This is a genomic window from Dyella sp. ASV21 (assembly GCF_016428975.1).
In the GTDB taxonomy this organism is placed as follows: Bacteria; Pseudomonadota; Gammaproteobacteria; order Xanthomonadales; family Rhodanobacteraceae; genus Dyella.
This window is the reverse complement of the sequence record NZ_JAELTT010000025.1, coordinates 46,205-59,048: the sequence shown is the minus strand read 5'-3', so window position 1 is coordinate 59,048 and position 12,844 is coordinate 46,205. Positions and strand designations below refer to the sequence as shown.

The window sequence follows — 12,844 nt, the reverse complement described above, 5'->3', positions numbered from 1 at the left end:
ATGCCATCCTGCGCGCGCTGCGCCAGCTCAACGACAACGAAACCCTGCTCATCCAGTCCGGCAAGCCGGTCGGCGTGTTTCCCACGCATGCGGACGCGCCACGCGTGCTGCTGGCCAACTCCAACCTGGTGCCGGCGTGGGCCAACTGGGAGCATTTCAACGAGCTCGATAAGAAGGGCCTAATGATGTATGGCCAGATGACGGCCGGCTCGTGGATCTACATCGGCTCGCAGGGCATCGTGCAGGGCACGTACGAAACCTTCGTGGAGATGGGGCGCCAGCATTACGGCGGCAGCCTCAAGGGCAAGTGGATTCTCACCGCGGGCCTGGGCGGCATGGGCGGCGCACAGCCGCTGGCGGCGACGTTGGCGGGCGCGTGCTCACTCAACATCGAATGCCAGCAGAAGAGCATCGATTTCCGCTTGAAGACGCGTTATGTGGACGAGCAGGCGACGGACCTGGACGACGCGCTGGCGCGCATCGCCAAGTACACGGCCGCAGGCGAAGCCAAGTCGATCGCTTTGCTGGGCAATGCCGCCGATGTGCTGCCGGAGCTGGTGCGCCGCGGCGTGCGCCCGGATGCGGTGACCGATCAGACCAGCGCGCACGACCCGGTCAACGGCTATCTTCCGAGTGGCTGGACGGTGGAGCAGTGGTTCGAGCGCCGCAAGAGCGATCCGGCCGGCACCGCCAAGGCCGCCAAGCAGTCCATGAAGAAGCACGTGGAGGCGATGCTCGCCTTCCATGCGCAGGGCATTCCCACCTTCGACTACGGCAATAACATCCGCCAGATGGCCAAGGATGAGGGCTGTGCGAACGCGTTCGCGTTCCCGGGCTTCGTGCCGGCCTACGTACGCCCGCTGTTCTGTCGCGGCGTGGGCCCGTTCCGCTGGGTGGCGTTGTCGGGTGATCCGGAGGACATCTACAAGACCGACCAGAAGGTGAAGGAGCTGATCCCCGACGATCCGCACCTGCATCGCTGGCTGGACATGGCCAAGGAGCGCATCAGCTTCCAGGGCTTGCCTGCACGCATCTGCTGGGTGGGCCTGGGCCTGCGCCACAAGCTTGGCCTGGCGTTCAATGAGATGGTGCGCAACGGCGAGCTGAAGGCACCGGTAGTGATCGGTCGCGATCACCTCGATTCCGGTTCGGTAGCCAGCCCCAACCGCGAAACCGAAGCCATGCGCGACGGTTCCGATGCCGTGAGCGACTGGCCGCTGCTCAACGCCATGCTCAACGTGGCCGGCGGCGCCACCTGGGTGTCGCTGCATCATGGCGGCGGCGTGGGCATGGGTTATTCGCAGCATTCGGGTGTGGTGATCGTGTGCGACGGCAGCGAAGCGGCCGACAAGCGCATCGCGCGCGTGCTGTGGAACGACCCGGGCACCGGCGTGATGCGTCATGCCGACGCGGGTTACGACATGGCCATCGAGTGCGCCAAGGAGCAGGGGCTCAATCTCCCGATGCTTTGATGAGCGCCGTGCCCTGGGAGGTGACCCGGGGCACGGGCCGCATCGCTGGCCGGCCATCGTCCGGCCAGCGCTTTGCCACATGGCGGTGTCACATTCCTGCCGAACTCTTTTCGACAGGAATGTCTTCATGATGGATCGTATGTTCGGCAGCCCCTTGCGGGCGGCTGCCCTGATCGTGGCGTGTGCGACGACGGCCCTCTGGACGCCGCTTGTTGCCCAGGCCGCCACCACGCCGCAGCAGACCCAGTGGCAACAGGCGGTGGATGCCGCCGTGCAGCGCGCACGTCCCGGCGTGTTGGGGGTGGCGGTGCTGGATGTACGCACGGGCGCGCAGGCCGGCGCAAATGCCGCCCAGCCGTTTCCCATGATGAGCGTGTTCAAGGCGCCCGTGGCCGCCGCCGTGCTGGCGCGTGTGGATGCCGGACGCCTCACGCTCGATCACCCGGTGATCATCACGCGGTCCGAGGTATTGAGCGGTTCGGCGGTGCCCTCGATTGGCGCCAAGTTCCACGGCGAGCGCATGAGCTTTACGGTGGAGCGTCTGCTGCAAGCGGCCGTGAGCGAAAGCGACAACACGGCCGTGGATGCCCTGATCAAGCTGCTCGGTGGCCCGCAGGAGGTCACGGCGTTTCTGCGTGCGCATGGCATCGATGGCATGCGGGTAGACCAGGATGAAGCGGGCGTGTCGCGTGTGTTCCAGGCGCTGGAGCCGGGGCAGTCGCTACCGGCCAACGAGTCCGCCGAGGCGGAAGTCGCGCGCTATCGTCGTGGTTACCAGGCGTTCCTGGCCGATCCGCGCAATCGCACGACGCCCCAGGCCGCCGTGGATTTTCTGCGCAAACTGCAAGCGCGCGAGCTGCTGTCCGATGCCTCAACCGGGCACTTGCTGGCGCTGATGCGAGCACAAGTTATTCCCAATCGCTTGCGCGCCGGTGCGCCCGCAGGAGTGGTGGTGGCCGACAAGACGGGCACCTCCGGCAGCTTCGAAAAGCGCACGGCTGCCTATAACGACATGGCGCTGTTGACCTGGCCCGATGGGCGTACGGTGATCGTGGCGGCGTTCCTTTCCGACTCGCCGGCCACGCCGGCCGAGCGCGACGCCCTGTTCGCCGATCTGGCCCGCACGCTGGCGGCATCCGTCCAGCCGTGAGCATCGCGGTGATGGCGCCATCCCGGCGGTGAGCGCATGATGCGCCCACATTGACCTGGGAGAGCGTGCGATGGCGATCGAGCTGAAGCTGCTGGGGTGGTCGATTCTGCTGGGCCTGGTGTACGTGATGGTGGCCGCCACGCTGGGCTCCCAGCAACGCGGCCTGAAATGGAACGCGAGCAATCGCGAAGGTGAGCCCCGGGCGCTGACCGGGGCAGGTGGCCGTGCCGACCGTGCCAGCCGGAATTTCCTGGAGACGTTCGTGTTCTTCGCCGCCGCCGTGCTCGCGGTGGTGCTGGCGCAACGATCCAACGCCACGACCGCACTCGGTGTCCAGCTCTACTTCTGGGCACGCTTGATCTATTTGCCGATCTACGTGATTGGCATTCCCTACCTGCGCACCCTCGTCTGGGCCGTCTCGATGGCAGGCATCGTGATGGTGTGGTCGGCATTGCTATAGGGCGACGCGCGTCGAAAAGTTGCCTCATGTCAAAATTTTGACGTCACAGGCTTGACGATTCGCTCGAACCAGGGAACGGGACGGGTGTGTGATTTCTTTGTGTTTTCCAGTTTTTTCAGTGAGTTGGGCCGCCTTTATTGGGCCGTGTGTAAGCATCGAGGTACGCAACAGGCCGATGCATGACCACACTGCGGTTCCGGTGCATTTGCACCGGACCGCCGGCAAAGGGGCCGGCGGTTTCCTCACTGAAACTGGAGAACAGCATGAATACCGAATTCGTACGCACCGGCTCACTGACCGAACTGACCAGCTACCCCAAGTGGGCGCAAGCCATGGTTGAGGCCTGTGAACCCGCCCGCCGTAGCGTTCGAGAGCATGTCATGTGGGATTTGATGAGCGAAGGACGCATCGACGTGACCACCATGAGCAATTTCATGGTGGGTACGTGGTCCCTGATCGAGCGCTTTCCCTCGTTCATGGCACAGAACTTGTTGAAGACCCAGTACGGGCGCAGCGCGGGCGACAACCTCGCCCGTCGCTGGCTGGTACGCAATATCCGGGTCGAACAGAACCATGCCGAGTACTGGCTGGACTGGGCGGACGGCGCTGGGGTGCCTCGTCAGCAGGTGCTGGAAGGCCGCCCGCCGCGTGGTACCCAGATGGCGGCCGAGTGGTGCCATGAGGTCTGCGGCAAGGACACGCTGGCGGCCGGTATTGCCGCCACGAACTACGCCATCGAGGGTGTTACGGGCGAATGGTCACAGAAGGTGTACGACAGTGCCGCTTACGCTGACAGTTTGTCTCCCGCTGGACGGAAGGCAACGTTGCGGTGGCTACAGTTGCACGCAGCCTATGACGATACCCACCCATGGGAGGCGCTGGAGATTGTCTGTACCCTAATGGGCAGTCACCCAGCTCCCGAGGAAGTGGAGCACGTGAGGGAATGCATCGAGCGTAGCTACGTCAGCCTGCACTATGGGCTGGAGCGCTGCTTGCTGCAGCCGGTCGCGGAGAAGGTGGAAGATCAGGCGGCGTAACGAAGAGATCTCGTCGTCGACAGTGTGACGGGACGCGATGTAGTTTTATGAAGTGGTCATATACAAGGGACGCCATGGATTTGATCCGTAGCACCTCGCTAGGACCGCTGTCCCGACGCTTGAGGCCACTGGCCTACGGGCTAGTGGCCGTTATCGGCCTCATTCTCTTCTTGACCTGGTTCGCCCTCCAGGTCCAGGTGACTCTCGCCGGTTTCCTCAACGGCGAGAGCATTTGGAGCAAGGCGCAGAAGCAGGCGGTGATCGACCTGACCGTCTATGCCGAAACCGGCAACGAAGACCGTCTGCGCACGTATCGCAAAAACTACGAATTGCTCGCCTCCGATAGCTGGGCTCGTGACGCCATTGCCTCGGGCACCTACGACAAGGCGGCGGTGGACGAAGCCTTCGCTCGCGGCTTGATTCTTCCGTCGGCCAAGTCCGGCATGATCTTCATGCTGCACTACTGCACCGACGTGCCGCATATGCGCGAGGCCGTGCTGGTGTGGCGGCAAGCCGATGGTCCGCTGAAGCGCCTGGACGCCATCGCCGCGCAACTGCAGCGCGCCTATGCCCAGGGCGCCCTCGATCACGAGGCCGTGACCGAACAGCTGGCCGCCATCAATGCCATCAACGATGAGCTGGAGCCGCTTACCAAGCAATTTTCGCTGGAGGTTGCCCAGGGCGCCATCTGGCTGGGCAGGGTGTTGTTCGCGGCGGTGTTCTTTGCCGCGTGCGCGGCCTCCCTCATCTGGCTGCGCATGGCGCAGCGTGTACTTTCGCGAATCCGTGGCACCGAGGAGCGCTACAGCCTGCTGTTCGACAGCGCGGCCGATGCCATCCTGATGGTGGACGAAGCCACCGGCACCGTCCTGGGCGCCAACCGCACCACTTTGCAATGGACGGGTCGCTCCCTGGATGCCTTGCAGGGCATCCAGCTATCGGACTTGTTCATCCCGGTGCTGCACCGGGCGGACGGTGCGGTCACCGGCGAGCTGCACGGTGCCGCTGGCGAGCCCCGCCCGGTAGAGATGCGCAGCAGCGTGGCGCATTGGGGCACACGCAGCGTGCGTCAGTTGATTCTGCGCGACATCACCGAGCGCGTGAATCTGGAGCAGCAGCGCCGTATTGCCTCCGAGGCGCTGGCGGGTATCGCCGAGGGCGTGATCATTGCGGATGCGGACCGCCGCGTGACCCGCGTGAACGCCGCGCATATCCGCATGACCGGCTTCACCATGCAAGCGCTGCACGGCATGCGCTTTGACGATGTCCGCACCATGCCGGATGGATCCTTCCTGCCCGATTCGATCTGGGAAACCATCGAGCTGGATGGCAACTGGGTCGGCGAGGTGCGTACTCGTCGCCACGACGGCACCAGCTACCCTGAATTGCTGAGCATCAGCGCCATCCGCAACCCGGACGGGCATGTGCAGCACTACGTGGCGGTGATCAACAACATCAGCGCCACCAAGGCCAATGAGCAGCGCCTGCAATACCTGGCAGCGCACGACCCACTCACGGGGCTGACCAATCGCGCCGAGTTCGAGCGGCGCTGCGTGCAGGCCCTGGTCCGGGCCGAACGTGAGCGCGGCATGATCGCGGTGTTGTTCATCGACCTGGATGCGTTCAAAGCGGTCAACGACAGCTATACGCACGCCATCGGCGATCACCTGCTGGTGAAGGTCGCCGAGCGCATCGTCTATGAATTGGGTGATCGTGGCCTGGCGGGGCGCATCGGTGGCGACGAGTTCACCGTGTTGCTGGGTGACATGTATTCGCGCGAGCAGGCCAGCGCTGCGGCCGGCCGCCTGTTGACCGCGCTGGCCGCGCCGGTGGTGGTGGGCGAGTACGAGGTGGCGCTCAGCGCGAGCATCGGCATCGCCTGCTATCCGCTGGATGGCGCGGATGTTCCAACCCTTATCACGAATGCCGATGCCGCCATGTATGCGGCCAAGACCGAAGAGCGCAACGCGTTCCGCTTTTACTCGCCACGCATGCAGGCGGACGCACGCCGCCGTATCGCCCTGGCATCGGAACTGCGCAAGGCGTTGGCCGAGAATGAGTTCCACCTGGTGTTCCAGCCCTCGGTGGAGATGCGCAGCGGGCGCATCGTAGCGGTGGAAGCCTTGCTGCGCTGGCATCATCCCAAGCGTGGACAGATTCCGCCTATCGAGTTCATTCCGATGGCAGAGAAGCTGGGCCTGATCCGCCGTATCGATCAGTGGGTGCTCCAGGCCGCTTGCACGCAGATGCAGCAGTGGGACCGCGACGGCGTACCGCCGTTGCGCATGGCCGTGAACGTATCGGCGCATTGGTTCGGGCAAGCCAACTTCGTGGACGACATCCGTTCGCTGCTGGAGTCGCGACGCCTTGCGCCGGAGCGCCTGATGCTGGAAATCACCGAAGGCGCCATCCTGCGCCTGGGCGAGGAAATGGAGCGCACCCTCCTGGCGTTGCATGCCCTGGGCGTGGGTGTGGCGATTGACGATTTCGGTACCGGTTATTCGTCCATGAGTTACCTCAAGCTACGCGCCATCGCGTATCTGAAAATCGATCAGAGCTTTGTGGCGGGCCTGCCCGACGACGAAAGCGACGGCGCCATCATTGAAGCGATGCTCACCCTCTGCCGCAGGCTCGATATCAGCCCGATTGCTGAAGGCATCGAGACCGAGGAGCAGCACCGCTTCCTGCTGCGCGCTGGCTGCCAGGAAGGCCAGGGTTATCTGTATTCGCGACCCGTAGAGCCCGAGCAGATCGTGCAATTGCTGGGCTCCGGCCGCCGCGCCGTGGGCTCCCACTTGCGGCTGGTGCCACCGGAATCGCTCTAAGCCGGCGGCGTTGCCGCGCATGCGTCGGCAACGCGTCATGCTTGTTTCATCCTTGATGGAGGCTTGGCGATGCCCCGAGTCTTGCCGTCATTCCCCCGAAAACGGGAGACGCCCTTCGGCCGCCGAAGGGCGTGTCCCCCTGCGCCTTTGCATTGCGTGATGTGAAGGCAGGGCGCGTGGTTCGTTCGAGCAGTGCGGGTGACTGATCAGAGCATCCCTAGTGCAGCTGCACGCTCACCACGTTTTCCTCGGGGCGATAGAGCGCCGGGAATTGCTGCTTGAGGTGGGCCACCTTGGGTGCATCGTTGAACACGATATACGGCTCGTCCGGGTGCCGTTGCGCGTAGTCCTGGTGATAGGCCTCCGCCGTATAGAAACCTTGCAGTGGTGTCAGCTGGGTCACGATGGGGTCGCCAAATGCATGCGCCGCGGTCAATTGCGCGATATAGGCACTGGCTACGCGCTTCTGCTCATCGTTGGTGTAAAAGATCACGCCGCGATATTGCGTACCGGTGTCCGGTCCCTGGCGATTTAGCTCGGTTGGGTCGGTGGCCACGGAGAAATAGATCTTCAGCAACTGCCCATAGCTGATCTTGGCGGGGTCGTAGACTATCTTCACCGACTCGGCGTGACCGGTGTCGCCATCGCTTACGCGCTCGTATTGCGCTGTGTTGGCCGAGCCACCGGCGTAGCCGGCCCAGACCCTCTTTACGCCTTTGACGTGCTCGAACACCGACTGCATGCCCCAGAAGCAGCCGCCCGCCAACACGGCGGTCTGGTCGCCCTGGGCTGCGGTTGCATCCAGTGCGGGGTCGGGCAGGTTGGCAATGCCACTGCCGGCGGAAGCCAGGCTGCAGGCGCCCAGGCCGCTGATGGCCAGCAGGGCGGTGAACAGGGCGGAAAAGCGAATGCTCATTGCGGACGCTCCATCGGTCGATGGCGGCGCGCGGCGCGCGCTGCCGGTACGTCATGGTCGGATCGCTCGATCCGCCTGACACTCGACTATTCGCTGACCGTGCCGGCCCGGTTACCTTCATCCTGGCATGACCCGGTCGACCCGATGCGAAGGCCGCGCAAAGGCGGTGTTATCGTGCCCGCACTCATTGCTTGCGGTATCGCCCATGGCAGATGCGATCGACCTGAACGCCTACCTGGCGCGAATCGGCTATCACGGCTCGCTGGCACCCTCGTTCAGCACGTTACGGGCCTTGGCCACCGCCCATGTGGCGGCCATTCCGTTCGAGAACCTCGACCCGCTGTTGCGGGTGCCGGTGTCCATCGATACAGCCGCGGTGCAGCACAAGCTGGTGCAGCAGGGGCGCGGGGGCTACTGCTTTGAGCAGAACCGCCTGATGATGGACGTGCTGCGGTCGTTGGGCTTCAGCGTCACCGGTCTTATCGCGCGAGTGCTGTGGATGAAGCCCGAGGATGCCGAGGTCGCGCAGACGCATCAGCTACTGCGGGTGGCGTTGGATGGCGAAAGCTGGCTGGTGGATGTGGGTTTCGGCAGCATGGCCTTGACTGGCGCCTTGCGCCTGGAACACGCGCGCGAGCAGGCGACGGGCAACGAACCGTTTCGATTGCTCGAACGCGACGGCCAGTGGCGCATGCAGGCGCTGGTGCGCGAGGAGTGGCGAACCCTTTACCGCTTCGATCTGCAGGCGCGCGAACCCATCGACTATGTCGTGGCCAACCACTACACCTCGACCTTTCCCGCTTCCCGCTTCCTGCACGACCTGATCGCCGCGCGCACCTTGCCCGATCGGCGCCTGGGGTTGCGCAATCGCGAATTTTCCATTCATCCGACGGGCGGAGAATCGCTACGGCGTGTGCTGAGTGGCGCGGACGAGATCAGGCAGGTGCTGCGCGAGCAGTTCGGCATCCGCTTGCCGACGCATCCTGCGCTGGAGCGCACGCTGGCCGCCCTGCCGGAACCCGCCTGAGCATCCTCGGGTCGATCACCCTGGCCGGTCAGAAGAAACACGCATTCCGCTGTCGGATCATGCCATGCAAAGGCACGGGGCGATCCGCCCCTCGGTTGTGGAAGGGCGTCCCGGCTCTCGCGCGTATGAGAGAGCAATCAGCGCCCCCCAAAGGGCACCCGCTTAAGCGGGTGCGTTGACGTAGATGGTGAAATCCTCGATCTGCACTACCTGGCCCGCGTGGATCTTGCAGGTCTTGCGCAGCTCCTGTACGCCATCCACCGCGACCGCGCCGCTGGCCACGATGGCCTTGCCGGCGCCGCCGCTATCGCACAGGCCAACCAGCTTGAGCAGTTGGTTGAGTTCCACAAAGTCGCGGTCCAGTTCAAAGTCGATATCTTGCATGGTGGGTCAGGCGTCGGTGTCGTCGAAGGCGCTTTCAGGCAGCGCGAAGAATACGAAGAAGGGCTTGCCGTTTTCCTGCCAGAAATCGACGGCCTCCTCGAGAATGTCCAGCAAGGTGTCGAAATCGTCCTCGTCCGCGTTGCGCATGGCTTCCGCGTGATCCAGCAGCAGAATCACACCGGGCGCCTTCAGCCAGGAGAGATCGCGCACGCTGTCGGCCAGTGCGTCCCAGTTGCGGCCGAAATCGGCGGGCAAACGCAGGGCCACGGTGAGGCGATCGAACAGCATTTCATGATGGGTGTAGTCGGCGAGACTGGCACGGCACACCGCGAGCCCTTCCATGCCGGCGGCATCGCCGAGCGGAATCAGGTCATCGGAGGTGACGAAGAAGATGCCGCCGTGTTCGGCATCGTTGAAATCCAGGTCGAAGTTGGCGTTCATGGGGTGACCTCGAACCGGCGAAAAGTTCGGTAATGATCGTCGGTGTAGTAGTAGACCTGCGGTGGTGTGCCGCCGGTGATGATGCGGCGTGCACCGCGGTAATCCAGCCCGGGCGTATCCACCGTGTACTCGTGGTAATAGCCTTCGGGCTGGGCGGGAAGGCGGTTCTCGCGGTTCTGGAACACCACGCCGTCCTGTCGATGCTCAAACGGCCCGCCCCGGGCGATGCGCGCCAGGATATCCGCCGCTTCCGGCGGCAGGAATGCGGGCAGCGTGCTTGGTGACGCTACGCTGTTGGCCTGCGGCGCGGCAACGGTGCCACCGGTGGGCGCGGGTTCCGTGCCGTGCCGCCCCCACAACAGGGCAGCCACCACCAGCACGATCAGTAACAGGAAGGGTTTGAGGGCTCGCATGGGGAGGGTTCCGGCGGAGTGGCGCGAGTGTAGAGCTTCTTGTGCTTCAAGGCGGCATTAGCCGCCCGCATCGACTCGCTGTTGCAATGCCATGGCCGCAGCCGGATTGCGCTCCTTGGCGCTGCTGATGAAATACATGAACACATCCCGGGCCACGCCGTTCGCGAGTGGCGCGGCAACGTGCGGCAACTAGGCCGGGTCGCCACCTTCGGCCCACTGGCGGGCCAGCGCGCTCCAATGGTCGAGCTCGGTCGGTGCGTAGCCGGTATCGATATGCGATTGGCTGCGCATTAAGCGGGCATAGGCGAAATCGCCGGTGAGGTCGGCCAGCGAGGGGTATTGTGGCGAATCGGTAAACACGGTGGGCACGCGATGGCTACGTGCCAGTTCAACGTACTTCTCGTCCAGGAAGCTGCGATGACGTACTTCCAGTACGTGCCGCATGGCCTGGCCGTTGAGTTCGCGCGGCAGCAGATCGAGGAAGGCGGCCAGGTCATCGGCATCGAACGGACGCGATGGCGGCAACTGCCAAAGCACTGGCCCCAGGCGATCGCCGAACTCGGCCAGGCCGCCAAACACAAAGCCATCGATACCGCGGGCGGTGTCGGCCAGCCGCTTGCCCTCCGTGACATAGCGGGGCGCCTTGAGCGAAAACACGAAACCGGCCGGCGTCTCGGCGGCCCATTTCGCATAGGTAGCCGGCTTTTGCGCGCCGTAAAAGGTGCCGTTGATTTCAATGGCCCGCAGTTGGCGGCTGGCAAACTCCAGCTCTCGACGCTGCACGAGGCCGGAGGGATAGAAGTTGTTGCGCCAGGGCGCAAAGTTCCAGCCGCCGATGCCTACGCGTACATGCGAGGCGGTGCCGTGGCCGGCGGGGCTGGAGAACAGGTCATGGTGCATCGGGGACTCCCTGCGGGGGCGGCATGATGCCACGGCACGATCAATCCAGCGGCACGTGATTGGGATACGGGCCGCGTGCCGCCATGAAGGCGGTGGGCGTCATGCCGGCAAAGTCGCGAAACTCATGGATGAGATGGGCCTGATCGCCGTAGCCGCCATCGAACGCCACGCTGCTCCAATCCACGGTTTCGCAGCGATAGGCGGCATCGACCACGCGGCGAAAGCGCATCAGGCGCGCATAGCGCTTGGGGCCCATGCCTACCTGCCGCCGGAACAGGCGGCCGAAGCGATACTCAGACAGGCCCGTGTCACGCACGAGGGAGGCAATGCGCGTCACCTGCGGCAGCCGTTCCAACTCGCCCAGCGCATGGCGCACTTCAGGGGCAAGCTGTGGCGTGTACACGCGCGCTTGCAGCCATTGCTCCAACACGGCCAGTCGTTGCGCGGCGCTGGGCGTATCGAGCAACTGTTCGCGCAAGTGGTGGGCGCTGTAGCCGAAGAGGTCCTCCAGCCCGATATCCCGCGCCACCAAGGCGGTATGGTCCTCCCCGGTAAAGGCATGCGCACCACCAGGGTGGAACACCACGCCCATCACGCGCACCTGCTCAGCGGTGTCGATGATCTGGCTGCGCAAACACGGACCGCCGATCACCGCCGCTGGGGCGCGCAGGCAACGTCGCTCCAGATCGTCGCTATAGACGCGGGTCTCGTTCTCGTGGAGGTTGATGATCAGCCCGGCGCCGGGCACGGGCAGCACGCGCTCGTAGTGATGGCCGGGCGGCGGCATGTCCCAGTCCCACAGACGGGAGACCAGGGCGTCCAGTGGCGGCGCAGGGGTGACGACCAGGTGTCCCATCGGAAGGCTCCAGGCGGCTCCCCGAGTATAAAGGCCGATGGAGCGGGGTGGTCATCGCCTGGCTACGATCATAGGGGGCGCGGCCCATTCAGATTCCGATGCTCTCCCAGCCGTATTCCAGGGGAGTGGCCATGTTGCGGCATGTACAGCATGGGCGCGTGGACATTCAGGCCATAGGCGCACCTTACGGATACGACCTACCGCCACACACGTGGCCATGGAAGCACGCATGGTGGCCAGCCAGGCGCGGCAAACCCGCTGTCACGGAATGTCATAGACTCCGGCCGTTTGGAGGGCGTCGCCACCGGATGGCGCGGGCGGCATAACCCAAGACGCCTATTCGCAGCGACAGGAGCACGCGCATGTATACGAAGACTCTTTATGCGGGTTGGAGCGACATGGACTTCAACTCCCACATGCGCAACACCGCCTACCTCGATAAGACGGTGGACGTGCGACAAATGTTCCTGATGGAGCATGGGTTTCCCATGGAAGAGTTCCTGCGCCTAAAGATCGGCCCGGTGGTCATGAAGGACGAGGTGGAGTATTTCAAGGAAATTGGGCTGCAACAGCAGATCACGGTGACTTACGCGCTTGCCGGCCACTCCGACGACGGCAGTCGCTTCCTGCTACGGCACGAGATATTTCGACAGGACGGGAAGCTCAGCGCGCGAGTGACCAGCGCGGGAGGATGGTTGGACCTCAACGAGCGCAAGCTTATTGCCCCACCTCCCGCACTTATCGCAGCGATGCAATCTCTGGAAAGGACGCATGACTTCGTCGTGCTTCCACCGAGCATAAAGGCACGTGACTGATACGTCGGCCGGGTGTCCTGCTGTCCATGCGGGCGAGCATGAGGGGCTGCTGGTCGAACGCCCGCGCCGGCGCCTCGGGTGCCCAGCGTTAGGGGGCATGCGGGGAGCGCCTTCCAACGTGGCCGAGTCGTCCTATTCACCCATGTGA

General features: G+C 64.2%; 12 protein-coding genes and 1 pseudogene. 7 read left to right on the top strand and 6 right to left on the bottom strand.

From position 1 onward, the window contains the following. From hutU to JHD67_RS10665, 5 genes are all read left to right on the top strand, one after another. Nucleotides 1-1,472 (top strand): urocanate hydratase (gene hutU, locus JHD67_RS10685; RefSeq protein WP_199099170.1); only part of this gene is annotated, 1,472 nt, incomplete at its 5' end. Between the two features lie 127 nt (nt 1,473-1,599). After that, entirely contained in the window at nt 1,600-2,622 is a 1,023-nt protein-coding gene (bla, locus tag JHD67_RS10680) for a class A beta-lactamase (protein WP_199099169.1), read from the top strand. 70 nt (nt 2,623-2,692) lie between these two features. After that, nucleotides 2,693-3,082: an MAPEG family protein gene (locus JHD67_RS10675; RefSeq protein WP_199099168.1), complete on the top strand. Its 390-nt coding sequence runs from the start codon at nt 2,693-2,695 to the stop codon at nt 3,080-3,082. A 263-nt stretch (nt 3,083-3,345) separates the two neighbouring features. Continuing rightward, complete coding sequence (locus tag JHD67_RS10670; protein WP_199099167.1) at nt 3,346-4,119, top strand: iron-containing redox enzyme family protein; 774 nt, start codon at nt 3,346-3,348, stop codon at nt 4,117-4,119. Between the two features lie 74 nt (nt 4,120-4,193). After that, a complete protein-coding gene (locus tag JHD67_RS10665; RefSeq protein WP_199099166.1) occupies nt 4,194-6,944 on the top strand; it encodes an EAL domain-containing protein in 2,751 nt (916 codons plus the stop codon). A 217-nt stretch (nt 6,945-7,161) separates the two neighbouring features. Here the strand turns inward: JHD67_RS10665 and msrA are convergent, their stop codons facing one another. Next, nucleotides 7,162-7,860 (bottom strand): peptide-methionine (S)-S-oxide reductase MsrA, encoded by a 699-nt coding sequence (msrA, locus tag JHD67_RS10660; RefSeq protein ID WP_199099165.1) that lies wholly within the window; start codon nt 7,858-7,860, stop codon nt 7,162-7,164. A gap of 205 nt (nt 7,861-8,065) precedes the next feature. Here msrA and JHD67_RS10655 point away from each other — a divergent pair, with 205 nt between their 5' ends. Beyond that, a complete protein-coding gene (locus tag JHD67_RS10655; RefSeq protein ID WP_199099164.1) occupies nt 8,066-8,887 on the top strand; it encodes an arylamine N-acetyltransferase in 822 nt (273 codons plus the stop codon). 162 nt (nt 8,888-9,049) lie between these two features. Here the strand turns inward: JHD67_RS10655 and JHD67_RS10650 are convergent, their stop codons facing one another. The 5 genes and pseudogenes from JHD67_RS10650 to JHD67_RS10630 form a co-directional block, all read right to left on the bottom strand. Then, a complete protein-coding gene (locus tag JHD67_RS10650) occupies nt 9,050-9,271 on the bottom strand; it encodes an RNA-binding S4 domain-containing protein (RefSeq protein WP_199099163.1) in 222 nt (73 codons plus the stop codon). Between the two features lie 6 nt (nt 9,272-9,277). Then, nucleotides 9,278-9,712: a barstar family protein gene (locus JHD67_RS10645; RefSeq protein ID WP_199099162.1), complete on the bottom strand. Its 435-nt coding sequence runs from the start codon at nt 9,710-9,712 to the stop codon at nt 9,278-9,280. Next, nucleotides 9,709-10,125, bottom strand: coding sequence for a ribonuclease domain-containing protein (locus JHD67_RS10640; protein ID WP_199099161.1), 417 nt, complete (start codon nt 10,123-10,125; stop codon nt 9,709-9,711). The genes JHD67_RS10645 and JHD67_RS10640 overlap by 4 nt, the downstream gene beginning before the upstream one ends. Nucleotides 10,126-10,182: 57 nt before the next feature. Continuing rightward, nucleotides 10,183-11,025: pseudogene (locus JHD67_RS10635) on the bottom strand (DUF72 domain-containing protein). 40 nt (nt 11,026-11,065) lie between these two features. Further along, nucleotides 11,066-11,881: a helix-turn-helix domain-containing protein gene (locus tag JHD67_RS10630; protein ID WP_199099160.1), complete on the bottom strand. Its 816-nt coding sequence runs from the start codon at nt 11,879-11,881 to the stop codon at nt 11,066-11,068. 362 nt (nt 11,882-12,243) lie between these two features. On the opposite strand from JHD67_RS10630, the gene JHD67_RS10625 reads away from it, so the two are divergent. Then, nucleotides 12,244-12,696, top strand: a complete 453-nt coding sequence (locus tag JHD67_RS10625; RefSeq protein WP_199099159.1) for a thioesterase family protein — start codon at nt 12,244-12,246, stop codon at nt 12,694-12,696. Nucleotides 12,697-12,844: the final 148 nt, after the last annotated feature.